Below are 22531 nucleotides of genomic sequence, written 5' to 3'. Positions count from 1 at the left end.
CGCTTCCATGGCAACCGAGACCATCGCGCGGCGCCCGGAGCGGGTGCGGGTCCAGGCCGCCCCCGGACGCCGGCCCCGCCGGGACGCGGGCCGGGTGCTCCGGCTGTACGTCCCGCTCGCGCTGTACCTGATCTTCACGCTCGTGCCGTTCTACTGGATGATCGTCTTCGCGCTCCGGCCCACCGGGTCCACCGCGCCGGTGCCGTGGCCGATCACCTTCGAGCACTTCGCGACCGTCTGGAACGACATCGGCTACGCGACCTTCTTCGTCAACAGCGCGATCGTCGGAGCGTTGACGCTCCTGTTCACCTCGGTGATCGCGCTCATGGGCGGGTACGCGCTGGCGCGGTTCCGGTTCCGCGGCCGCACGCTGTTCATGGTGGCCCTGCTGTGCACGCAGTTCATCCCGGGCGCCATGATGCTCATCCCGCTCTTCTCGATCTTCCGCGGCCTCGGCCTGATCAACTCGCTGTGGAGCCTGGTGATCGCCGACACGGTGTTCGGCCTGCCGCTGTCGATCATCCTGATGAGCGGCTTCGTCGCCGCCGTCCCCTTCCAGGTGGAGGAGGCGGCGATGGTGGACGGCTGCACCCGCACCCGGGCGTTCTTCGCGGTCGTGCTGCCGCAGCTGCGGCCGGGGCTCATCGCGGTCGGCTCGTTCGCCTTCATCCACGCCTGGAACAACTTCCTGTTCGCGCTGATGTTCATCAGCAGGCAGGACAACTTCACCATCCCCGTCGGCCTGAGCTACACGATCGGGGAGTACAGCGCCGACTTCGGGGCCCTGGCGGCGGGCGGCGTGGTGGCGGCCGTCCCTGTCGTCTGCGTCTTCGCAGTGATTCAGCGCTACCTCGTGCACGGCATCAGCGCCGGTGCCGTCAAGGGGTAGCACCCCCCGACCGGAGGACAACCACACATGAGAAGCATCACCAAGGTCTGCACGGCCGCCGTCGCCGTCCTCGCCCTGTCGGTCACCGCCGCGGCCTGCGGGTCGGACTCCGGCGGCGCCGGCCAGGAGTCCGGCGGCAAGACGACGATCACCTTCTGGGACAACAACGGCGGCGTCCGCACCCCGATCTACCAGGAGCTGATCAAGCGGTTCGAGGCGGCCAACCCGACCATCAAGGTCGAGTACGTGGGCATCCCGATCGCCTCGGTCCAGCAGAAGTACGACACCGCGATCGCCGGCGGCGCGACCCCGGACGTCGGTGGCGTGACCACGAGCTACCTGGCCAACCTGACCGGGCAGCAGGCGCTGGAGCCGGCCGACGACTGGCTGGCCAAGAGCCCGGTGAACGGCAGGCTGCTGGACAGCATGCTCGCCTCGGTCAAGGCGACCACCCCCGACGGCAAGCTGTACATGGCGCCGGCCACCTCCAACCTCGACGTGGTCTGGTACCAGAAGGACAAGCTGTCGGCCGCGGGCGTCGAGGCGCCGAAGACCTGGGACGAGTTCTTCACCGCCGTCGGCAAGCTGACCAAGGCCCCCGACCAGTACGGCTGGACCATCCGCGGCGGCGCCGGGTCGATCTTCCAGCTCCTGGCCGAGGCCTACGCCTACTCGGGCGTCCCCGAGTTCTTCGACGCCTCCGGCAAGAGCACGGTCAACGATCCCAAGAACGTCGAGCTGGTCGGCAAGATCGCCGCGCTGTACAAGAAGGACACCCCCGAGGCCGACGTCACCAACGACTTCCCGAAGATGGTGGCGCAGTTCACCAGCGGCAAGGTCGCGATGATGCACCACAACCTCGGCTCCTACAACGACCACGTCAAGGCGTTCGGCGCCGACAAGATCGACGCCTTCCCGATGCCGGTCGGCGCCACGGGCAAGCGCACCATCGTGGCCAACCCGGTCGACGGCTTCGCGGTCTTCAAGAACAGCGAGCACAAGGAGGCGGCCTGGAAGTTCGTCGAGTTCCTGCTGTCCAAGGAGAGCAACAGCTACTGGAACCAGCAGACCGGCCAGATCCCGGCGAACAAGGACGCCCAGGGCGACGCGTGGCTGAACGAGCGGCCGTACCTGAAGAACGCGGTGAGCGTGCTCGCCGACCCGCAGACGGCCGTGGTGTCCCCGCCTTACTACCTGCCGCAGTTCTCCTCGATCACCAAGGCCGACACCGAGCCGCTGTTCCAGAAGGTCCTCCTCGGCCAGATGAAGCCGCAGGAGTTCCTCGACACCATGGCCCAGAAGCTGACCGAGGCGCAGGCCGAGTGGAAGCAGGCCCACTCCTAGCAGGCCCCGGGGCCGGCGCCCGTCACCTGACCGCGGTCGCCGGTCCCGGCTCCACCCCCCGCATGGCGGGGCCGTACGGCGGGCGTTCCAGCAGCGCGTTCCAGTAGTGAGGAGAGGCGATGGCCGTCATCGAGCGGGTCGGCGTCACGGTGTTCGCGACGATCACCAAGTCCGTGGTGGACGGGCACGGCCACCGGCATCCCGGGCCGCCCCGGGAGGTCAATGAGGCGCTGCTGGAGATCACCGACAGCGACGGCGCCACGGGGTACTGCCTCGGAGCGCCCGAGACCCTGCGGGAGAGCATGATCAATGCGCACGTGCGCCCGGTGCTGACCGGCCAGGACTCCCTGGAGCGCGAGCGGCTGTGGCACGCCCTCGCCCGGCGCCAGCGCGGCGCCCACGGCCACCTCACCGACCGGCTGCTCAGCACGGTCGACCAGGCGCTGTGGGACCTCGCGGGCCGCAAGCTCGGCCTGCCGGTCTGGAAGCTCCTCGGCGGCGCCCGCGCGAAGATCCCGGCGTACGCGAGCACGATGTGCGGGGACGACCTCCCCGGAGGCCTGGCCACCTTCGACGACTACGCGGCCTTCGCCAAGGAGCTGGTGGCGCGCGGCTACCGGGGCATCAAGCTGCACACCTGGATGCCGCCGATGCCGCACGGCGTGGACCTGGACATCAAGGCGTGCCAGGCCGTACGCGAGGCGGTCGGGCCGGACATCGCTCTGATGCTCGACAGCAACCACTGGTACAGCCGGACCGAGGCGCTGCGGCTCGGCCGGGCGCTGGACGAGCTGGACTTCGCCTGGTACGAGGAGCCGATGGAGGAGGCGTCGGTGCAGTCCTACCGGTGGCTGGCCGACCAGATCGCCACTCCGGTGCTCGGCCCGGAGACCTCCTGGGGCAAGCACATGGCGCGGGCCGAGTGGGTCGCCGCGGGCGCGTGCGACATCCTGCGCGTGGGCGTCGTCGGCTCCGGCGGCATCGTCCCGGCGCTGAAGGCCGTGCACACCGCCGAGTCCTTCAACATGGGCTGCGAGATCCACGGCAACGGGTCCGGGGCGCTCGCCGTCATCGGGGCCACGCTGTGCGGCGAGTGGTACGAGCGCGGCCTGCTGCACCCGCACTCCGACTACGACACCCCGCCGCCGCACCTGCGGTCGATCGTCGACCCGCTGGACGAGGCGGGCGAGGTCACGCTGCCCTCCCGCCCAGGACTTGGTGACGATCTTGACGTGGACCACATCGCCGCCCATACGGTGGCCACATGGTGAACAACGTTCTCGTGACCGGCGCCGCGGGCCGCATCGGCTCCTGCCTGACCTCGGGTCTTCCGGCCCACGGCCACACGCTGCGGCTGCTGGACCGCACTCCCATCGACCATCCCGCATTCGAGACGATCCGCGGCGACATCACCGACCCCGCGGTGGTCGAACGGGCCATGAAGGGGGTGTCCGCGGTCGTCCACCTCGCGGGCGTGCCCTCCACCGGCGCGAGCTTCGAGGAGGTGCTGCGCGCCAACATCGAGGGCACCTACCACGTCATCGAGGCGGCCCGTCAGGCCGGCGTCGAGCGGTTCGTCTACGCCAGCAGCAACCACGCGGCCGGGTTCACCCCGCGCCAGGAGCTCGTGCCCGCCGACACCCCGGTGGCGCCCGACTCGCACTACGGGGTGTCCAAGGCGTACGGCGAGGCGCTCGGCCGCTACTACGCCGACCGGTACGGCATGCGGGTGGCCGCCTTGCGCATCGGCACGTTCGAGGAACGCCCCCCGGGCCCGCGCGCGCTGTCCACCTGGATCAGCCCGGGGGACATGGTGCGGCTGGTCCACGCCTGCCTCACCGCGCCCGGCCTGACCTACGCCGAGGTGTGGGGTGTGTCGGCCAACACCCGCTGCTGGTGGGACCAGTCCGCGGGACGGGCCCTCGGGTACCACCCGGTGGACGACGCCGAACAGTACGCGGCCGGGATGCCCGAACTGGACCCGGCCGACCCCGAGTACGCCTGGCTGGGCGGTCGCGTCGTCGAGTCGTGACCGGGTCACAATGGAGGTAACGTGCGGCAGGGAGGACGCGAATGACGCAGCAGGAGATCGGCGTGCCGCAGCCGGATGGACCCGCCGTGCCGCACGTCAAGTCCGCCGTGCGGACCGTCGAGCTGCTCGACTTCTTCGCGCAGTATCCAGGCCTGCACAGCCTCTCCGACCTGCAGGGCAAGCTCGGCTACCCCAAGAGCAGCCTGCACGCCCTGCTGCGCACGCTGGTCGGGCTGGGGTGGATCGAGACCGATGTCACCGGCACGCTCTACCGCATCGGCATGCGGGCGCTGCTGGTGGGCGCCACCTACATCGACGGCGACCCGGTGGTCCAGATCGCGCGCGAGGCGCTCGACTGGCTCGCCGAGGTCACGGGCGAGACCGTCCACATGGCGCGGCTGGACCACTTCGACGTGGTCTACCTCGCCACGCGGGCGTCCCGCCACTACCTGCGGCCCTTCGCCAGGGTCGGCAGGCGGCTGCCCGCCAGCACCACCTCGCTCGGCAAGGCCATCCTCGCCACCAGGGACGACGCCGAGGTGGCGCGCATGCTCCCGGCCGAGCTGCCCCGGCTCACCAGGAACACCATCACCGACCAGGCCCAGCTCATGGCCGACCTGCGGCGCATCCGCAAGCGGGGGTACGCCGTCGACCGCGAGGAGAACACCGAGGGCCTGCGCTGCTTCGGCGTGGCGCTCGACATCGCCTACCCGCCGCGCGACGCGGTGAGCGTCTCGGTCCCGGTGCCGCGGCTGACGGCGGGCCGCGACCGCGAGATCGCCGCGTGCCTGCTGGAGGCGCGCGACCGCATCGAGGTGGCCGCCCGCGGCGTCCGCCGCACGTACTGACACCTGCTGAACCGGCCGACCCGCAAGACGCGGCCGCCTCGCACGTCCAGATGCGTTCTGTACAGCGATATGTCATTCCATGTAGCGAAAGAGGAGGCGTGGTGGAGGTACGGTACGCGACGGCACCGGACCAGGTGCCGGGCATGACGACCGACCGGCTCAGAGACCGCTTCCTCGCCGAGGACCTGTTCGTCCCCGGCGAGGTGCGGCTGGTGTACTCCCTGGAAGACCGCATGGTGATCGGGGGAGCGGTGCCCGGTGAGGCGCCGCTGCGCCTTCCGTGCCCCGAGCAGCTCCGCGCGGAGTACTTCCTGGAGCGCCGCGAGCTCGGCGTGGTCAACGTCGGCGGCCCCGGCACCGTCACCGTCGACGGCGCCGAGCACCCGCTCGCCGCCAGGGAGTGCCTGTACGTCGGCATGGGCGCGCGCGAGGTGTCGTTCAGCGGTGGGGTGTTCTACCTGGTGTCCACCTCCGCCCACGCCGCGCACCCCACGGTGCGGGCGACCCTGGAGGACGCCGAGCCGGTGCGGCTCGGCTCCCAGGAGGGCTCCAACGACCGCACGATCTACAAGTACATCCACGCCAAGGGCATCCAGAGCTGCCAGCTCGTCCTCGGCGTCACCGTCCTGGCGCCCGGCAGCATGTGGAACACCATGCCGTGCCACACGCACGAGCGGCGCACGGAGGTCTACCTCTACTTCGACCTGGCGCAGGACGCACGGGTCGTCCACCTGATGGGCAGGCCGGACGAGACCCGCAACCTGATGGTCGCCGACCGGCAGGCCGTCATCTCGCCGCCCTGGTCGGTGCACTGCGGCTTCGGCACCCGCAACTACGCCTTCGTCTGGGCGATGGGCGGTGAGAACCAGGCGTACGACGACGTCGAGCAGGTCGCCATCGAGGAGATGCGGTGATGGGCGGCCGGCCCGGTGAGCGGCGGATGGAACGTGCCGTCCGATGGCTGTTAGTAGGCTCGGTGCGTGGTCAGGGAAGGCAGCTCCATCGACAAGGCGCTGGCGGTGCTCGAGGCGATCGCCGAGCACCACCGCGTCACCGACATCGCCGCGGCGACCGGCGTCTCCAAGTCGACCGTCCACCGCATTCTGCAGTCACTCGTCGAATGGGGCTTCGCGCGGGCCGACGGCGCCGGCGGCTACGAGCCGGGGCCGCGCATCCTCACCCTGGCCGGGCGGGTCATGACCAGGTTCGATCCCTCCAGGCAGGCGTCGGCGTCGCTGCGCGCCCTGCACGAGCACACCGGGTACACCACGCACTTCGCCATCCGCAGCGGCGACGAGGCGGTCTACGTGGACAAGCTGGAAGGGCGCAGGCCCTACCAGATGCCCTCGCGCGTGGGCATGAGCCTGCGCCTGCACAGCACGGCCATCGGCAAGGCGATCCTGGCCGAGCTGGGCGAGGAGGAGGTCAGGGGCGTCGCCGCGCGCACCGGGCTGGCCCGGCTCACCCCGGCGACCCTGACCGGCGTGGAGGAGCTGCTCGTGCACCTGGAGAGCGTGCGCGCCCGGGGGTACGCCGTGGACGACGAGGAGAACGAGCCGGGCGTCCGCTGCGTCGGGGCGCCCGTCTTCGACCACACCGGGCGGGTGCTGGGCGGCATCTCCATCTCCACCCTCGCCATGGACATGGACCGTGCCCGGCTGGAGGAGCTTGCCCCGGCGGTCACCGCGGCCGCGCGCGAGGTCTCCCAGGCGCTGGGCGCTCCGGCGGTCACTCCCGCCCGCTGACGGGACGGGATGGGCGAGCGGCCGGTCCTTTGGTGCGTGTAACGGAATCTGATTTCATGTAGTGCAACACACGGAACCGGAGGGCGTCATGCCGAACATCACTGTGGAACTGCTGTCGGGTCGCACGATGGACCAGCGCCGTGAGTTCGTGGCGGCGGTGACCGACGCGGCCGTGGACATCCTGAAGGCACGGCGCGAGGCGGTGCGCATCGTGTTCACCGAGATCGAGAAGTCCGACGTCGCCAACGGCGGCACTCTGGAGTCGGACAAGTAGCGCCTGTGCGGGCGGGGGAGGCTACCTCCCCCGCCCGCCGTCGTTCCTCCTGGCCCTACGTCCCGACGCGCTCGGGCGTACCGCTCCCTGCTTCGGTGTCCAGCGAGTCGACCAGCGCGTCGCGGGCGGGGGTGCGCTCGGGGCGCAGCAGGCCGATGAGGACGTAGAGGACCAGCGACGTCACCAGCGGCGCGGCCACGACCAGTGTCTGGTCGGCCGAGGCGACCACCCACTTCACCACCGCCCACACCCCGAGGCCCGCCGCCCAGGAGACGATGGCCGCCGTGGGGCCGCTGCGCCGGAACCAGGGGAGCAGGCCGAGCATCAGCGGGATGGAGATCGGGCCCATGGTGGCCGCCACGATGTCCACGACGATCTTCAGCACCACGCCCTGGCCCTGGGTGGTGATCGCGATGGCCATGCTGACCGCCACGAAGACGAACGTGGTCGCGCGGGCGAGCCGCAGGGCACTCGCGGGCGAGAGGTCGCGCACCCGGCGGACGAACACCGGCAGGATGTCGCGGGTGATCACCGCGGAGATCACGTTGGCGTCCGAGGAGACCATCGCCATGGTGTGCGAGAAGAACCCGGCGAGGACCAGGCCGATGAGGCCGGTGGGCAGCAGCTCCTGCGCGAGCCGTACGTAGGACTGGTCGGAGTTGGCAAGGCCCGGGACGATGAGCGGCGCGGCGAACATCGGGATGAACAGGACCAGTGGCCAGATCAGCCACAGGGCGCTCGACAGCAGCGCGGCCCGCTTGGCCTGGGAGCCGGAGGGCGCGCCCATGTAGCGCTGCGCCAGGTTCCACATGCCGCCGTTGTACTCGAACGTCTTGATCAGCAGGAACGCGAAGAAGTACGTCGTGGTGTAGGGCCCGGTGAGCGGGTCGCCGTGGCCCTCGGGCAGGTCGCCCCACATGGTCCACAGGGCCGAGACGCCGCCGAGGTGGCCGAGGACGGCGGCGAACATCGCGACGCCGGCCACCGCCTGGATGACGAACTGCCCGAAGTCGGTGAGCACGTCGGCCCACAGGCCGCCGACCGTCACGTAGACCACGGTGACCGCGCCGGTGATGGCGATGCCGTACTGGATGGGGATGCCGGCGAAGCCCTTGAGCAGCACCGCGATGGCGACCCACTTGGCGGCGATGTCGACGACCTTCAGCAGGGCGCCGCTGTAGGCCATCACCTGCTGGGTGGGCAGATTGTAGCGGCGGGTGAGGTACTCCAGCGGCGAGACCACCCCGTGCTTGGACCGCAGCCGGTTCCACCGGGCGGCGAACAAGAAGGCGCCGATGCCCACGCCGATGCCGATCGTCATCGCCCACCAGACGTAGACGGTGAGGCCGTAGTCGTAGGCCACGGCGGCGAAGGCGACGAACATGACGGCGCTGTAGCCCGACATGTGGTGCGAGATCCCCGACAGCCACCAGGGGATCTTCCCTCCGGCCGTGAAGTAGTCGATGACGGTCCTGATGCGGTTCTTCGACCACACGCCGATGGCGATCATCACGGCGAAGTAGGCGCCCAGCACGGTCCAGTCGAGTGCGGACATCACTTCTCCCTCCAACGTCCTGTTGGCTGGAGGTTCCATTACATGGAACATGATGTCAATGTATGGAACGATGCCGATGTTCAAACCGTAGGAAGCGCCACGGATCATGACGATCGGCGAGGTTTCGGCGCGCCTCCCGCCGCCGCCGGCATCCCATGCGTACCCTCGGTACCATGGCCACCCGTACGTCGAAAGGCAGCCCGAAGGGGTCGGCGAAGCGGTCCACCTCGTCACGCCCGTCCGCCGCCCGGCGGCCCGGCGGCGCGCGGACTCCCGCGCGCGGGGGCTCCCGCCCGGCCGCCCGCCGCCCGGCGGCCCAGCAGCCCGATCCGATCGGCTGGGTCTTCCTGGCCATCGGCAGGCTGTTCATCGGCGTGTGGCTGCTGCTCGCGGGCGCCATCGGCACCGCCGCGCGTGCCTTCGGGCAGCAGGCCCGTGAACTCGACCCCGCCCACCGCCGCGACGGCCTCGGCCTCGCCGTGCTGGGCGGCGCGATCGTCCTGGCCGCCATGACCTGGCGGCAGGCCAAGGGGACGGTCGCCACCGTCGTCGACGCCGTGCTGCGCGGCGCAGTCGGCTCCCTTGCCTGGTCGGTGCCCATCCTGCTGGCACTGGTGGCCTGGCGCCTGCTGCGCCACCCCGACCAGAACGCCGACACCGGCCGCATGATGATCGGCTGGACCGCTCTGCTGGCCGGGCTGCTCGGCATCATCCACGTCGCCAACGCCGTGCCCTACCCCTCGGGCCCGGCCGCGACCGACGGCATGGACAAGGTGTCGGCCGCGGGGGGCATGGTCGGCTTCATCGTCTCCGCGCCGCCGGCCAGCATCCTCCCGGCGTTCATCACGATCCCGCTGCTGCTCATGCTGTCCGGGTTCGGCGTCCTGGTGATCACCGCGACACCGGTGCACCGGGTGCCCGAACGCCTGGCCGAGATCAGGCACATGCTCTTCCAGCAGGGCGAGAGCGCGCGGCCGGCCGCCGGCGAGCGTTCCCGCGCTCCGCGCAAGCCCCGGGCGCGGCCCGCCGGCGCCAAGGGCGCCAAGGGCGACGGGGAGGAGGCCGAGCTCGGCGAGCACCTCAAGCCGTACGACACCCCGGTCATCGCCGACGCGCCCGGCAAGGCGGCCGACCACTCACCCGAGATCGTCCCCGGACTGGTGGACGAGGAGCCGCCCGAGCCGCCGCGCCTGCCCGAGCCGCCGCAGCCCACCCCGCCCCCGCGCAAGGTCGAGCAACTGGTCCTGTCGCCGCAGGCCGGCCCGTACGCCCTGCCCGACCTGCAGCTCCTGCGGGCCGGCACCGCGCCCAAGCCGCAGACCAAGGCCAACACCACCGTGGTCAACGCGCTCACCAGCGTGCTCGAGCAGTTCTCCATCGACGCCCAGGTCATCGGGTTCACCCGCGGGCCGACGGTCACCCGCTACGAGATCGAGCTCGGGCCGGCGGTCAAGGTCGAGAAGGTCACCGCGCTCACCAAGAACATCGCCTACGCCGTCAAGTCGGCGGACGTGCGCATCCTGTCCCCGATCCCCGGCAAGTCGGCGATCGGCGTCGAGATCCCCAACACCGACAAAGACCTGGTCAGCCTCGGTGACGTGCTGCGCTCGCAGGTCGCCCAGGCCGACCACCATCCGATGATCGTCGGGCTGGGCAAGGACGTCGAGGGCCGCACGATAGTGGCCAACCTCGCCAAGATGCCCCACCTGCTCATCGCTGGCGCCACCGGCGCGGGCAAGTCGGTCTGCGTCAACGGGCTGATCTCCTCGGTGCTCATGCGCGCCACGCCCGACGAGGTGCGCATGGTGCTGGTCGACCCCAAGCGGGTCGAGCTGAACACCTACGAGGGCATCCCCCACCTGATCACGCCGATCATCACCAACCCGAAGAAGGCCGCAGAGGCCCTCGAATGGGTGGTCGGCGAGATGGACCGCCGCTACGACGACCTGGCCGCGAGTGGCTTCCGGCATGTCGACGAGTTCAACAAGGCCGTGCGGGCCGGCAAGCTCGTGCCCCCGCCCGGCAGCGAGCGGGTCTACCAGCCCTACCCCTACCTGCTGGTGATCATCGACGAGCTCGCCGACCTGATGATGGTCGCACCGCGCGACGTCGAGGACTCCATCGTCCGCATCACCCAGCTCGCCCGCGCCGCCGGCATCCACCTGGTCATCGCCACCCAGCGTCCCTCGGTGGACGTCGTCACCGGCCTGATCAAGGCCAACGTGCCCTCCCGGCTGGCGTTCGCCACCTCCTCGCTCGCCGACTCCCGGGTCATCCTCGACCAGCCGGGCGCCGAGAAGCTCGTCGGCCAGGGCGACGCGCTGTTCCTGCCGATGGGCGCCAGCAAGCCCATGCGCCTGCAGAACGCCTTCCTCTCCGAGAAGGAGATCAACGAGATCGTCGCGCACTGCAAGGCGCAGATGCAGGTGGAGTACCGCGACGACGTGGCCGCCGTCGCGACCGCCAAGCGCGAGATCGACGAGGAGATCGGCGACGACCTCGACCTGCTGGTCCAGGCGGCGGAGCTGATCGTCACCACCCAGTTCGGCTCCACCTCCATGCTCCAGCGCAAGCTGCGCGTGGGCTTCGCCAAGGCGGGCCGCCTGATGGACCTGCTCGAGAGCAGGAACGTCGTCGGGCCGAGCGAGGGCTCCAAGGCCCGCGAGGTGCTCGTCAAACCCGACGAACTACCCGGTCTGCTCGCCGACTTGCGGGGACAGTGACCCCTCCGCGACCGATCCCCTCGGTTACTGGTTGAATGTGAATGGCTACGCATCGTCGGATTACGGGCGCGTAGCTCAGGTGCACGGCGAGGGGGAGCTATGAGCATCGGAGTGACGCTGGCCGCGGCACGGGACGCGGCGGGAATGACGGTCGCTCAGCTGAGCGGCCGCACGCGGATAAGAGAGACGGTCATCTACGCCATCGAGCGGGACGACTTCTCGCTCTGCGGAGGCGACTTCTACGCCAGAGGTCACGTCCGCAACATCGCCAAGACGCTCGGGCTCGATCCCGACGCCATCGTGCACCAATACGACGACGAGCACGGCGGCGCCCCCGCCCCGGTCCGCGCCGCGGCGGTCTTCCAGGCCGAGAGCCCGATCAAGCTGCGGGAGCGCCGCAGCCCGAACTGGTCCACCGCGATGGCCATCGCCCTGGCGATCGTCGCCGTCTTCGGGGTCGCCCGGGTGATGAGCAGGCCGGGCGAGAACGTCGCCACCGGCCCGGAGCTGAAAGCCAACCCCGGCCTGCCGCGACCCGCGGCCACCACCACGGCCTCCGGTCACCCCAAGGCCGCCGCCAAGCCGGCGAGCGACCTGGTCACCCTGCGGATCAAGGCGAACAAACCCGCCTGGGTGGAGGTCGCCGACGACAAGGGCAAGGCGCTGTACCGCGGCACGATGCGCAAGGGGGACGACTCCACCTGGAAGGCCCGCAAGCAACTCAAGCTCACCGTCGGCAACGCCGGGGGCGTGGACCTGGAGGTCAACGGCAGGCACCGTGGTGTTCCCGGCAAAGTCGGACAGCTCATGCGCATGTCGTTCGGGCCGGAGGAGGCCCGTTCGAAGTGACGGCACGCGCCGCGGGAGAGTGCGCCCCGGGCCGGGCCCGGGGCGCCGCCCGGGAGGGCCGGGCGGGGAAGTAAGGGGGGAGTGCGTCACGTGGTGGCCAACTCCCGATACCGTAGAGCCCATCATGTCTTCCCGCCGAACCGCATCGCTGATCACACTGGGTTGCGCGCGCAACGAGGTCGACTCCGAGGAGCTCGCCGCGCGCATGGAGGCTGCCGGTTGGCGGCTCGACGACGCCGACCCCGACGTCGTCGTCGTCAACACCTGCGGCTTCATCGACTCGGCGAAGAAGGACTCCATCGACACGCTGCTCGCCGCGGCCGACTCCGGGGCCAAGGTGGTCGCCGCCGGCTGCATGGCCGAGCGGTACGGCAAAGAGCTGGCCGAGGCGCTGCCCGAGGCGGCCGCCGTCATCTCCTTCGACGACTACACCGACATCGGCGCCCGCCTGGACGACGTGCTGGCCGACCGGCCCCTGGTGCCGCACAGCCCCCGCGACCGGCGCACGCTGCTGCCGATCAGCCCGGTCGAGCGGTCCGCGGGCGGGCACGCCCACGTTCCGGGGCACGGCGAGCTGCCCGAGGGCGTCGGCCCGGCCAGCGGCCCGCGCGCGCTGCGCAAGCGGCTGTCCGGTGGCCCGGTGGCCTCGCTCAAGCTCGCCTCCGGGTGCGACCGGCGGTGCACCTTCTGCGCCATCCCCGCCTTCCGCGGCGCCTACGTCTCCCGCCGGCCCGAGGAGATCCTGGCCGAGGCGGCCTGGCTCGCCGGGCAGGGCGTCAAGGAGCTCGTGCTCGTCAGCGAGAACTCCACCTCCTACGGCAAGGACCTCGGCGACCTGCGGGCCCTGGAGAAGCTCCTCCCGGCGCTGGCGGCCACCGAGGGCGTCGAGCGGGTGCGGGTGAGCTACCTCCAGCCCGCCGAGCTGCGCCCGGGGCTGCTGGAGGTCATCGCGGGCACCGAGGGTGTCGCGCCGTACTACGACCTGTCCTTCCAGCACGCCAGCGGGCCGGTGCTGCGCCGCATGCGCCGCTTCGGCGACCCCGCGCGCTTTCTGGACCTGCTCTCGGCCATCCGCGAGCAGGCGCCGGAGGCCGGCGTGCGGTCCAACTTCATCGTCGGCTTCCCCGGCGAGACCGAGGCGGAGTTCGCGGAGCTGACCGGCTTCCTGGAGCGGGCCCGGCTCGACGTCATCGGCGTGTTCGGCTACTCCGACGAGGAGGGCACCGAGGCGGCCCGGCTCGGCGGCAAGCTCGACCAGGACGTCATCGACGAGCGGGTGGCCATCCTCAGCGAGCTGGCCGAGGAGCTCACCGCCCAGCGCGCCGAAGACCGCATCGGCACCGAGATCGAAGTGCTCATCGAGGAGGACCTCGGCGACGGCGGGTACGAAGGGCGCGCCGCCCACCAGGGGCCGGAGGTGGACGGCTCGGTGACCGTCCAGGGCATCGGCCTGCTACCCGGCCAGATCGTCCGCGCGACCGTCGTCGATGCCGAGGGGGTCGATCTGATCGCCCGCATCAAGGCCGGGCCATGACGAACCCGCCGGAGACCGGGACGGGCGCGATGACCACGCCGGTCGTCGGGCCGGTCAGCCCGTGGAACATCGCCAACGTGCTCACCGTCCTCCGGCTGGTGGTCGTCCCGTTCTTCGTCGTATGCATGCTGATCGACGGTTCGGGCTGGCGGACGGCCGCGCTGGCCGTGTTCCTGCTGGCCTCGCTGACCGACCAGCTCGACGGGTGGCTGGCCCGGCGGTACGGGCTGGTCACCGACTTCGGCAAGATCGCCGACCCGATCGCCGACAAGGCGCTGATCGGCGCGGCGCTGGTCACCCTGTCCTGGCTGGGCGAGCTGTCCTGGTGGGTGACCGGAGTGATCCTCGGCCGTGAGCTCGGCGTCACGGCTCTGCGCATGGCGGTGATCCGGCACGGCGTGATCCCGGCGAGCTATGGCGGCAAGGTCAAGACCGTGCTGCAGATCGCGGCGATCGCGCTGTACATCCTGCCCGGGGTGCCCCAGCCGCTCCGGTGGATTCTGATCGGGCTCGCGCTGGCCGTGACCGTGGTCACCGGGGCCGACTACGTCATCCGCGCCGTGCGGCTGCGCAAGGTGGCCGAGAAGGCGCGCGGGGGATGAGCGGGGACGCCGCCGCCGAAGTGCTGGCCCTGCTGGTGCGCCGCGGGGCCACCGTGGCGGTGGCCGAGTCGCTGACCGCCGGGCTGATCGGCGCGACCCTCACCGGGCCGGCCGGGGCGTCCGCCGCGTTCCGCGGCGGGGTGATCGTGTACGCCACCGATCTGAAGGCCCGGCTGCTCGGCGTCCCCGAGGGCCTGCTCGACCGCGAGGGCGCCGTGCACCCGGAGGTCGCCGCCGCCATGGCGGCCGGGGTGCGGCGGGTGACCGGCTCGACGTTCGGGCTGGCCGTGACCGGGGTCGCGGGTCCCGATCCGCAGGACGGCAAGCCCGTAGGCACCGTGCACATCGCGGTCGCGGGCCCCGACTCTGAGATATGGCACCGCGATGTTCTTTTGAGTGGATCGCGGGAACACATCCGGAAAAGTACCGTGACTATGGGTTTGGAGCTCCTACGAGGTGTGCTGGAGGCACAAGTGGGGGAACAATCGGGATGATTACCGCGTTACGTCACCAGCGAACATGCTCCCCACGGTCTGCCGCCCCATTGGCCTATGCAGGTACGGTGGAGCTGTGAGTGAGGTTCGTGACCCATCGGTGAGGAGCAGGTCCGGCGTACGCCCGGCGAAGGGGCCGAGCGAACCAAAGATGACGGCGAGGAGTATGTACGAAGGGCACCCGAAGAACGGGCGATACGAACCGACCGCGCGGAGCGTCGTGAAGACGAGCCCCGCGCCTGGGAGGGAGCGACAGATGGTCCTGCTGCGTCAGCTGCTCGGTGACGTACTGCGGCGGCTGCGGGTGCGGCAGGCGCGCACCCTGCGTGAGGTCTCCACGCTGGCACGTGTCTCCCTTGGCTACCTGTCCGAGGTTGAGCGTGGCCAGAAGGAGGCGTCGTCGGAGCTGCTCGCCTCGATCTGCGGCGCCCTGGGCGTGCCGCTGTCACAGGTGCTCCGTGAGGTCTCCGACCAGTTCGCGCTGGCCGAGCTTCAGCATGCACCCGTGCTGGCAGATGCGCCCGAGCACGAGCGCCTGCCCATGGCCGAGACCGTGTCCAGCACGATCTCCGGTCCCGAGTTCGACGGTTTCCCCGAAGTCAAGGACATGGTCGCCGCGTAGCTCACGGCCTCCGCGTTCGGCACTTGTCGTCAGGCCGTCATCACGCCGTCGTGTGATGGCCGGTGTTCACCGCGCTGTCCGCTGACCGCGCCGCCTAGCGGGGCTGGCATGCGGGGCAGTAGAAGATCACCCTTTCGTACGGTCGCGCCCCGAGTTCACCGCCGATCATCGTGGCGCCGCACCGCAGGCAGGGCCGCCCGGCCCGGCCGTACGCCCACATGCGCCGTCCGGGGCGCCTGTCCCCTGTGGTGACCGGACCGCCCGATTCTTCCTTTCCCGCGTCCATCAGCCGGTGGGCCAGCCACATCAGCCCCTTCAGGTCTTCCACCTCTCCGGCCGGCCGGAAGGGCGAGACCCCGGAGAGAAACAGCGTTTCGGCCCGCCAGATCGTGCCGATGCCCGCCACGTTGCGCTGGTCGAGCAGCGCCTCCCCGATGGTCGTCCCGGGCCGGGCCGCGATGCCGGCCGCCGCCCGCGCCGCCATCGCGTCATCCCAGTGCGGGTCGAGCAGGTCGGGTCCCAGGTGGCCGACCACCCGGTCCTCCTGTTCGGTGCGCAGCAGGTCCACCACGCCCAGCCTGATCCCGGCGGCCTGCCATCGCTCGTTGGCGAGGATCAACCGGATCAGGTGCCCGGCCCTCAGCGGCGCGCCCGCCCGTTCGACGCGCCAGCTTCCGTCCATGCGCAGGTGGGTGTGGACGGTGAGCCCGCCCTCCACCCGGGTCAGCAGGTGCTTGCCCCGGGTGGCCGTGGTGAGGACGGCGCGGCCGGTCAGGTCGGCCGTCGCGTGCCGGGGGACCCGGAAGTCCGAGCGGGTGAGCACGCGCCCGTCGAGGGCGGCGCGCAGCCTGGCCCCGGCCCGGTAGACGGCGTCCCCCTCGGGCATGGCGGGGTCAGTCCCAGGCGGCGGGGTCGGCGGCGAGCTCCATCACCCGCTCGGGCAGGGTGTCGGCGGCGATCTGGTCGAGGGTGACCTCTTCCAGGATGGCGCGCTCGCTCGCGCGCAGGGCGATCCACACCTGCTGGAGCGAGCGGGCGGCCCCGCGATAGCCGACGTGCTCGGGTCGCTCGCCCCGGACGTTGGCCAGCGGGCCGTCCACGGCGCGGATCACGTCGGCCAGGGAGATCTCGCTCGCGGGGCGGGCGAGGACGTACCCGCCTTCCGGCCCCCGCTGGCCGCGGACCAGCCCCGCCCTGCGCATCTGCAGCAGGATGTTCTCCAGGTACTTCGGGGGCATTTCCTGTTCCTTGGCCAGCTCGCCCACGGTGGTGGGGCCGCTGCCGGCGGCGGCGAGTTCGGCGGCGGCGCGAAGGGCGTAGTCGACACGGGCGGAAAGACGCATGTTGTCGATTATCCCGCCTGCTTAACCCCAGTTACGCGCGGCGGGGCCCTGGAGGATAAGACGATCTTCGAATCCGGCCTCGCCGGCGATCCGGGACGGGCTCGCCGGACCCGGGGGCAGGCGGAGCCGGGTGGACGTGAGGGGTCCTCGTGAATCGATCGAGAAAGATGCGGCCCACAGGCGCTGTGGGAGGGCGGCCTTTCGCCGCCGGGACCTGCCGCTAAACTGGCAGGAAGATTTACTGAAGCACTGGTTGTGTCACGCGCGCGCGTGTTTTGTGACGGGGCCAACGGGGACCGACGACAAAGAAAGCCTCAGATGGAGCGACGTCCTGGCGTGCCCAGGTTGCTACGGGAGATCAACGACCGGGCCGCGCTGGAGCTGCTGCTCGCCTCCGGCCCGCTGACCAGGGGCCAGATCGGTGAGATGACCGGTCTGTCGAAGGTCACCGCCTCCCAGACCCTGGCCCGGCTGGAGGAGCGCGGCCTGGTCGAGGTGGTCGGCGAGCAGGCCGGGAACCGGGGGCCCAATGCCGCCCTTTACGGGGTGATTCCCTCGTCGGCGTATGTCGCCGGCCTGGACGTCGGCCCGGAAAGCGTGACCACCTCCATCGCCGATATCAATGGCGAAATCGTGGCCGAGGTCAGCCTTTCCACCAATGGTCACGATGATCCCGTCGCGCTCGTTCACAACGCCGTGGTGAAGGCCTGCCGCTCGGGCAAGGTCGCCCTCTCCCGCCTGCGGGCCATCGTGATCGGCACCCCGGGCGTGGTCGACCCGCGCACCGGCGACGTGCGCTTCTCCTTCGACCTGCCCGGCTGGCACGAGGGCAGCCACGAGGCTCTGGCCCGTGACCTGCGGCGTCCGGTCTCCATCGAGAACGACGTGAACCTCGCCGCGATCGCCGAACGGGCCGAAGGCGCCGCCAAGGGGGTGGACGACTTCGTGCTGCTGTGGGTCGAGCGCGGCGTCGGCCTGGCCGTGATGCTCGGCGGCCGGTTGCACCGCGGCCGCTCCGGCAGCGCCGGCGAGATCGGCTACCTGCCGGTTCCCGGCGTGCCGCTGGCCCAGGACGTCAAGGCCGTCCCCGGCCGGATGCCGGCGCTGGCCGGCGGTCTGCAGACCCTGATCAGCGCGGAGGCCGTGACCGAGCTGGCCGGCCCGCACGGCTTCGCGGGCGGGTCGGCGGCCGACTCCGTGCGCGCCGCCGTCGAGGCGGGGGACTCCGGTGCGCCGTTCCTTTCCGAACTGGCCCGCCGGCTGGCCCTCGGGGTCGCCTCGGTGTGCGTCGTGCTCGACCCGACCCTCGTCGTGCTCAACGGCGAGATCGGCCGGGCCGGCGGTGCGGCGCTGAGCCACCGCGTCGAGGAGGCCGTGGCGCGCATCTGCCCGATCAGGCCCGAGGTGGTGGCCGGTGAGGTGAAGGGCCGCCCGGTGCTGCGGGGCGCCGTCCTGGCCGCCCTCGACCAGGCCCGCGAGGAGATCTTCGTCTCCTGACGGTGCCGATGGGGGCGGACGCCTCCCGCGGGCCGCCCCTATCCTCTGTGGCCGGCCGGCCCTCCCCTCGGTGTCCGCCGGTTGAATTCCCGGTGAACTGATCACCCACGTCCGGCCGATCCCGCCGACGCCTCGGGAGAATTGAACCGGTTTGTTGGGGGAGGAGGGGGTCGGTGGCCGCCGTACTCGACGGGCTGGCACGCGTGGTCGCCTTCCTCGGCGGCACGGGCCCGGTGCTGTTGTCGATCGTCCTGCTCGTGGCCGCCCCCTTCGTCGATCGCCTGCTGGTCCGCCGCAAGCGCGTGGTCTACCGGATCCTGTACAACTCCAAGATCGGCATCGGGCCGGAGACCCTGGGAGACGGCGCCGACCCGGTCCCGCCGCAACTGCGTCAGGTGGCCCGGCTCCTCGACCGCATGAGCATGGTCGTGGTCCGCATCCGCAACGGCGGCAGCTACGACATCGAGCCGGACGACTTCGAGCACCCGCTGACCTTCGTCTTCGGCGAGCGCCTGGTGTGGAACGCCAGGATCTCCGAGGCGAGCACCCCTGAGCTGCGCAAGGAGCTCAGGGCCGGCATGCGCTTCTTCCGCACCGAGGACAACGGCCAGCCCGCGCGGGACAACCTCAGCACGGTGCGGCAGTGGCTCAAGGAGCGCGTGACCGGCCTGGTCGTCCCGCAGCCGGGCCAGCAGCAGGTGGCGGAGCCGGGCTGGCACGGGGTGCGCCTCGACGGGCTGTCACTGAAGCGGGGCCAGAAGGCCAAGCTCGTCGTCGTCCTGCGCGAGCCCGACCTCACCGAGGGGGAGATCACCAAGACGGTCCGGATCACCGGCAAGATGCGCGACACCGGCCTGATCAAGGACGAGGGCCGGGCGCGCGCGATCACCCTCCCCCGGGTGAGCGGCATGCTCGCCGGGCTGCTCACCATCGTGCTGGTGCTCGGCCTGGTCTCCCGGCCGGCGGACGGCACCGTCGCGTGCGCGTCCGGGGAGTTGCGCATCGAGGGCTCCAGCGCGTTCATGCCGGCCATCGAGGCCGTCGTGGCCGAGTACCACGCGGCGTGCGGGGACGACGCGCGGATCACCACCGAGGCCACCGGCTCGGTGAAAGGCGTGCGCAACCTGATCAACGCCGACCCGGCGGCCGCGTCCGGGCTGATCGTCGTCTCGGACGGGCGCGGCGACGACAAGGGCCTGCTCCGGTCGGACAAGATCGCCATAGTGGTGTACCACGTGGTCGTGAACGGCCGCGTCGGGCTGACCTCACTGCGGCGCGCCGACCTGCAAAAGATCTACGACGGCACCTACACCGACTGGAAGCAGGTCCCCGGCGCCGGTACGGCCGCACTGCCGATCCGCATCGTCGGGCGAGGGGAGAGCTCGGGCACGCGGCTGCTGTTCGAGCACGAGGTGCTCGGGCCGGGCACCGGCGAGGGCCTGCTGTCGTCCGGCTCCTGCCTGACCAAGGACCGCTACCCGGCCGCGCCGGTCATCCGCTGCGAGCGCGAGGACAACGCCGAGATCGTCCGGATCATCAGCACGGTCGACGGGGCGATCGGCTACGCCGACGAACTGTCGCTCAACGAGGCCCGTGGTACGGGCGACGTCACCGCGCTGACCCTGGACGGCCAGGCCTTCGCCCCCTCGACGGCCGGCAAGCCCGGCGAGGGGTACCCCTTCTGGACCGCCGAGTACCTCTACTACAAGGGCGCGCCGGCGCCGGGTTCGCTGAAGGCGTCCTTCCTTTCGTTCGTCCGTGCCCACGTGCGGGCCCAGGCCCGGATCAGCGCGGCGGGCTTCGAGCCCTGCGCGGCCTCGCCGGTCACCCGCCGGCTCTGCGACCTGCGCTGACTCCTTCCGGGGGCGCGGGCCAGACGGCGCCCCCGGAAGGAGGCTAGGCGGTCAGCAGTTCGGCCGCGGCCTGGGCGTTCGCGCGGGCCGCCCCGTACGTGGCGATATAGCCCGCCGCCGAAGGGCGCCAGATGGGCAGCCCCATCTCGACCACGATCGCGTCCGCCCGCCCGGCCAGCAGCGCCGAGACGAACTCCTGGCTCACGCGGTGCCGATGGGCGTCCTTGACCACGATGACCAGCGACCGGCCGCGGGCACGTTCGAGCAGGCCGGCCGGGTCGGCGGCCTCGGGCTTCACCCGGGCGATCTCGGCGTCCGGCAGCCAGGGCGCGAAACCCCACGGGACGTCGCCGACCGCGATCGTCGGCGGGGTGTCCACCTCGACGACGAACGGCTCGACCAGCGGGCCGGCCGTACCCGACAGCCGTACCGCCCGGCGCGCGGCGGTCAGGCCGATCACGTTGCCGTCTCTGGGCTCCTCGCGCGGCGCGCCGAACCAGCCGCGCAGCCGGGCCACGCGCTCCGCGGCCTCCTCCAGGCGGGCGAGCGGCAGCCGGCCGTCGCGCACGGCCGCGACGATCTCGTCCTTGATGCCCTCGATCTGCTCCCGGGTCGGCAGCGGCCCCAGGCACAGCAGGTCGGAGCCGGCCGCCAGCGAGAGCACGGCGCCGCCGCCCAGCCCGACGCTCTCGGTGATCGCGTGCATGTCGAGGGCGTCGGAGATGACGACGCCGGTGAAACCGAGCTCGCCCCTGAGCAGCTCGGTCAGCGCCGGCGCCGAGAGCGTGGCGGGCGCGTCGCCGGTCAGGTACGGGACCCGCACGTGCGCGGTCATGATCGACTTGGTGCCGGCCGCGATGGCGGCCCGGAACGGCACGAGCTCGCGCTCCCACAGCACCTCGCGGGAGACGTCCACGACCGGGATCTCCAGGTGGGAGTCCTGCCGGGTGGCGCCGTGCCCGGGGAAGTGCTTGACGCACGCCGCCACCCCGGCCTCCTGCAGTCCGGCCACGGCGGCCACGGTGTGCCGCGCCACCAGGGCGGCGTCGGAGCCGAACGCGCGGGTGCCGATGACCGGGTTGTCGTCGGCGGTGTTCACGTCGGCGTCCGGCGCCATGTCGAGGTTGACCCCGCAGCGCGCGAGGTCGCCGCCGATCGACCGGTACACGCCGCGGGTGAGCTCCACGTCGTCCACCGCGCCGAGAGCGGCGTTGCCCGGGTAGGGGCTGCCCACGTGGTAGGCGAGCCGGGTGACGTCCCCGCCCTCCTCGTCCAGGCTGATGACCGGTTCGCCCGCCTCGTGCAGCCGCGCCGTCAGCTCCGCGAGCTGCTCGGCCGCCGCGACGTTGAAGCCGAAGAGCGTCACCCCGCCCAGGCCGTTCTCCAGGTCGCGGAGGATCCAGTCGGGGGCGGCGGTCCCGGGGAAGGCGGCCAGGAGCGTGCCGGCCGCCAGGCGGCGCAGCCCCCGGTCACCACCGCCCACGGGTGACTCGCCCAGGGACGCGCCCGCGGAGAACTCAGACATGGCTGTACTCGACTCCTTCGTTTGACGAGGTGGGCAGGCCGCGGCGGCCGGCCTCAGCCTTTCACGGCGCCGGCGACCAGGCCGGAGACCATGCGCCGCTGCACCAGCAGGAAGAACACGATGACGGGGATCGTCATCAGCGTCGAGGCGGCCATGATGCCGCCCCAGTCCGTCGAGCGCTGACTGGTGAAGAACCCCAGCGCCACGGGCATCGTGTAGCCGCCCTGGTCGTTGATCAGCGTCAGCGCGAAGACGAACTCGTTCCAGGCGGTGATGAACGAGAAGATGCTCGTCGCCACCAGACCGGGTGCCACCAGAGGGAACAGCACCCGCCAGAACGTGACCAAGCGCCCCGCGCCGTCGATGGCCGCGGCCTCCTCCAGCTCCTTGGGCACCGCCGCCACGAACGTCCGCAGCATCCAGATCGCGAACGGCAGCGTGAACCCCACGTTGACGACCACCAGCCCGAGCAACTGGTCGTACAGGCCGAGCCGCCGGACCATCAGGAACAGCGGGATCAGCAGCGCCTCGGCCGGGATCATCTGCACGATCAGCAGCAGGATCAGGAAGGTGGTGCGGAACCGGAAGCGGAAGCGCGCCACGGCGGTCGCCGCCAGCAGCGCGACGACCGAGCCGGCGAGCACGGTGCCGAGTGCGACCACGGCGCTGTTGAGAAGGTACCGCCAGACGGAGTGCCCGGCGATGCCCCTGGTCAGCACCCGGGACACGTGTTCCATGGTAGGCGCGAGCGGGAAGGGGATGAACCGCGTGGTGAAGATCTCGTCGTTGGGTTTGAACGCGG

Annotated in this window: 21 protein-coding genes; 16 read left to right on the top strand and 5 right to left on the bottom strand. The window is 71.2% G+C overall.

The window, feature by feature from the left end; all coding sequences use genetic code 11:
* Nucleotides 1-7 precede the first annotated feature (7 nt).
* The 8 genes from IEY93_RS13370 (at nucleotide 8) to IEY93_RS13335 (ending at nucleotide 7132) form a co-directional block, all read left to right on the top strand.
* Nucleotides 8-889: a carbohydrate ABC transporter permease gene (locus tag IEY93_RS13370; RefSeq protein ID WP_189163348.1), complete on the top strand. Its 882-nt coding sequence runs from the start codon at nucleotides 8-10 to the stop codon at nucleotides 887-889.
* Between the two features lie 27 nt (nucleotides 890-916).
* Nucleotides 917-2233 carry an ABC transporter substrate-binding protein gene (locus tag IEY93_RS13365; RefSeq protein WP_189163347.1) on the top strand — a complete coding sequence of 439 codons (1317 nt, stop codon included), beginning with the start codon at nucleotides 917-919 and terminating at the stop codon, nucleotides 2231-2233.
* A gap of 119 nt (nucleotides 2234-2352) precedes the next feature.
* Nucleotides 2353-3504, top strand: coding sequence for an enolase C-terminal domain-like protein (locus IEY93_RS13360; RefSeq protein ID WP_189163346.1), 1152 nt, complete (start codon nucleotides 2353-2355; stop codon nucleotides 3502-3504).
* Complete coding sequence (locus IEY93_RS13355; RefSeq protein ID WP_189163345.1) at nucleotides 3498-4265, top strand: NAD-dependent epimerase/dehydratase family protein; 768 nt, start codon at nucleotides 3498-3500, stop codon at nucleotides 4263-4265. Before IEY93_RS13360 ends, IEY93_RS13355 begins: the two co-directional genes overlap by 7 nt.
* 41 nt (nucleotides 4266-4306) lie before the next feature.
* Entirely contained in the window at nucleotides 4307-5113 is an 807-nt protein-coding gene (locus IEY93_RS13350) for an IclR family transcriptional regulator (RefSeq protein WP_189163344.1), read from the top strand.
* Between the two features lie 98 nt (nucleotides 5114-5211).
* A complete protein-coding gene (gene kduI / locus IEY93_RS13345; protein ID WP_229691101.1) occupies nucleotides 5212-6027 on the top strand; it encodes a 5-dehydro-4-deoxy-D-glucuronate isomerase in 816 nt (271 codons plus the stop codon).
* A gap of 66 nt (nucleotides 6028-6093) precedes the next feature.
* Nucleotides 6094-6858, top strand: coding sequence for an IclR family transcriptional regulator (locus IEY93_RS13340; protein ID WP_189163342.1), 765 nt, complete (start codon nucleotides 6094-6096; stop codon nucleotides 6856-6858).
* A gap of 88 nt (nucleotides 6859-6946) precedes the next feature.
* Nucleotides 6947-7132 carry a tautomerase family protein gene (locus IEY93_RS13335; RefSeq protein WP_189163341.1) on the top strand — a complete coding sequence of 62 codons (186 nt, stop codon included), beginning with the start codon at nucleotides 6947-6949 and terminating at the stop codon, nucleotides 7130-7132.
* Nucleotides 7133-7187: 55 nt separating this feature from the next.
* Here IEY93_RS13335 and IEY93_RS13330 read toward each other — a convergent pair whose 3' ends face one another.
* Nucleotides 7188-8687, bottom strand: a complete 1500-nt coding sequence (locus IEY93_RS13330; protein ID WP_189163340.1) for a sodium:solute symporter family protein — start codon at nucleotides 8685-8687, stop codon at nucleotides 7188-7190.
* Nucleotides 8688-8860: 173 nt separating this feature from the next.
* On the opposite strand from IEY93_RS13330, the gene IEY93_RS13325 reads away from it, so the two are divergent.
* From IEY93_RS13325 to IEY93_RS13300, 6 genes are all read left to right on the top strand, one after another.
* Nucleotides 8861-11410, top strand: coding sequence for an FtsK/SpoIIIE family DNA translocase (locus tag IEY93_RS13325; protein WP_189163339.1), 2550 nt, complete (start codon nucleotides 8861-8863; stop codon nucleotides 11408-11410).
* 99 nt (nucleotides 11411-11509) lie between these two features.
* Nucleotides 11510-12259, top strand: coding sequence for a helix-turn-helix domain-containing protein (locus IEY93_RS13320; RefSeq protein WP_189163338.1), 750 nt, complete (start codon nucleotides 11510-11512; stop codon nucleotides 12257-12259).
* 124 nt (nucleotides 12260-12383) lie between these two features.
* Nucleotides 12384-13793, top strand: a complete 1410-nt coding sequence (gene rimO, locus IEY93_RS13315) for a 30S ribosomal protein S12 methylthiotransferase RimO (RefSeq protein ID WP_189163337.1) — start codon at nucleotides 12384-12386, stop codon at nucleotides 13791-13793.
* The gene (pgsA, locus tag IEY93_RS13310; protein ID WP_189163336.1) at nucleotides 13790-14395 is read left to right on the top strand and encodes a CDP-diacylglycerol--glycerol-3-phosphate 3-phosphatidyltransferase; all 606 of its coding nucleotides are present in this window, start codon (nucleotides 13790-13792) and stop codon (nucleotides 14393-14395) included. The genes rimO and pgsA overlap by 4 nt, the downstream gene beginning before the upstream one ends.
* Nucleotides 14392-14889, top strand: coding sequence for a CinA family protein (locus tag IEY93_RS13305; protein ID WP_189163335.1), 498 nt, complete (start codon nucleotides 14392-14394; stop codon nucleotides 14887-14889). The genes pgsA and IEY93_RS13305 overlap by 4 nt, the downstream gene beginning before the upstream one ends.
* A gap of 256 nt (nucleotides 14890-15145) precedes the next feature.
* Nucleotides 15146-15511, top strand: a complete 366-nt coding sequence (locus IEY93_RS13300) for a helix-turn-helix domain-containing protein (RefSeq protein WP_189163334.1) — start codon at nucleotides 15146-15148, stop codon at nucleotides 15509-15511.
* 94 nt (nucleotides 15512-15605) lie between these two features.
* Here the strand turns inward: IEY93_RS13300 and IEY93_RS13295 are convergent, their stop codons facing one another.
* Both IEY93_RS13295 and IEY93_RS13290 read right to left on the bottom strand, forming a co-directional pair.
* A complete protein-coding gene (locus tag IEY93_RS13295) occupies nucleotides 15606-16397 on the bottom strand; it encodes a DNA-formamidopyrimidine glycosylase family protein (protein WP_189163333.1) in 792 nt (263 codons plus the stop codon).
* A gap of 7 nt (nucleotides 16398-16404) precedes the next feature.
* A complete protein-coding gene (locus IEY93_RS13290; RefSeq protein WP_189163332.1) occupies nucleotides 16405-16854 on the bottom strand; it encodes an RrF2 family transcriptional regulator in 450 nt (149 codons plus the stop codon).
* 318 nt (nucleotides 16855-17172) lie between these two features.
* On the opposite strand from IEY93_RS13290, the gene IEY93_RS13285 reads away from it, so the two are divergent.
* Both IEY93_RS13285 and IEY93_RS13280 read left to right on the top strand, forming a co-directional pair.
* Entirely contained in the window at nucleotides 17173-18351 is a 1179-nt protein-coding gene (locus tag IEY93_RS13285) for an ROK family transcriptional regulator (RefSeq protein WP_189163331.1), read from the top strand.
* A gap of 173 nt (nucleotides 18352-18524) precedes the next feature.
* Nucleotides 18525-20204, top strand: coding sequence for a PstS family phosphate ABC transporter substrate-binding protein (locus IEY93_RS13280; RefSeq protein ID WP_203968039.1), 1680 nt, complete (start codon nucleotides 18525-18527; stop codon nucleotides 20202-20204).
* Between the two features lie 43 nt (nucleotides 20205-20247).
* On the opposite strand, the gene IEY93_RS13275 is transcribed toward IEY93_RS13280, so the two are convergent.
* Together IEY93_RS13275 and IEY93_RS13270 are read right to left on the bottom strand one after the other, a co-directional pair.
* Nucleotides 20248-21729, bottom strand: coding sequence for a glycoside hydrolase family 3 protein (locus tag IEY93_RS13275; protein WP_189163330.1), 1482 nt, complete (start codon nucleotides 21727-21729; stop codon nucleotides 20248-20250).
* Between the two features lie 53 nt (nucleotides 21730-21782).
* A partial coding sequence (locus IEY93_RS13270) for a carbohydrate ABC transporter permease (protein ID WP_229691100.1) occupies nucleotides 21783-22531 on the bottom strand: 749 nt, incomplete at its 5' end.

This window comes from Sphaerisporangium melleum, from assembly GCF_014646695.1.
GTDB lineage: Bacteria > Actinomycetota > Actinomycetes > Streptosporangiales > Streptosporangiaceae > Sphaerisporangium > Sphaerisporangium melleum.
The sequence above is the reverse complement of the archived record's forward strand: the minus strand, read 5'-3'. Positions and strand labels throughout refer to the sequence as shown.

Coding starts and splice junctions, on each gene's coding strand:
- rimO (WP_189163337.1), top strand. CDS start 12,384: ATGTCTTCCCGCCGAACCGCATCGCTGATCACACTGGGTTGCGCGCGC.
- IEY93_RS13370 (WP_189163348.1), top strand. CDS start 8: ATGGCAACCGAGACCATCGCGCGGCGCCCGGAGCGGGTGCGGGTCCAG.
- IEY93_RS13330 (WP_189163340.1), bottom strand. CDS start 8,687: ATGTCCGCACTCGACTGGACCGTGCTGGGCGCCTACTTCGCCGTGATG.
- IEY93_RS13285 (WP_189163331.1), top strand. CDS start 17,173: ATGGAGCGACGTCCTGGCGTGCCCAGGTTGCTACGGGAGATCAACGAC.
- IEY93_RS13335 (WP_189163341.1), top strand. CDS start 6,947: ATGCCGAACATCACTGTGGAACTGCTGTCGGGTCGCACGATGGACCAG.
- IEY93_RS13325 (WP_189163339.1), top strand. CDS start 8,861: ATGGCCACCCGTACGTCGAAAGGCAGCCCGAAGGGGTCGGCGAAGCGG.
- IEY93_RS13290 (WP_189163332.1), bottom strand. CDS start 16,854: ATGCGTCTTTCCGCCCGTGTCGACTACGCCCTTCGCGCCGCCGCCGAA.
- IEY93_RS13365 (WP_189163347.1), top strand. CDS start 917: ATGAGAAGCATCACCAAGGTCTGCACGGCCGCCGTCGCCGTCCTCGCC.
- IEY93_RS13275 (WP_189163330.1), bottom strand. CDS start 21,729: ATGTCTGAGTTCTCCGCGGGCGCGTCCCTGGGCGAGTCACCCGTGGGC.
- IEY93_RS13320 (WP_189163338.1), top strand. CDS start 11,510: ATGAGCATCGGAGTGACGCTGGCCGCGGCACGGGACGCGGCGGGAATG.
- IEY93_RS13305 (WP_189163335.1), top strand. CDS start 14,392: ATGAGCGGGGACGCCGCCGCCGAAGTGCTGGCCCTGCTGGTGCGCCGC.
- IEY93_RS13295 (WP_189163333.1), bottom strand. CDS start 16,397: ATGCCCGAGGGGGACGCCGTCTACCGGGCCGGGGCCAGGCTGCGCGCC.
- IEY93_RS13360 (WP_189163346.1), top strand. CDS start 2,353: ATGGCCGTCATCGAGCGGGTCGGCGTCACGGTGTTCGCGACGATCACC.
- IEY93_RS13350 (WP_189163344.1), top strand. CDS start 4,307: ATGACGCAGCAGGAGATCGGCGTGCCGCAGCCGGATGGACCCGCCGTG.
- IEY93_RS13355 (WP_189163345.1), top strand. CDS start 3,498: ATGGTGAACAACGTTCTCGTGACCGGCGCCGCGGGCCGCATCGGCTCC.
- IEY93_RS13300 (WP_189163334.1), top strand. CDS start 15,146: ATGGTCCTGCTGCGTCAGCTGCTCGGTGACGTACTGCGGCGGCTGCGG.
- pgsA (WP_189163336.1), top strand. CDS start 13,790: ATGACGAACCCGCCGGAGACCGGGACGGGCGCGATGACCACGCCGGTC.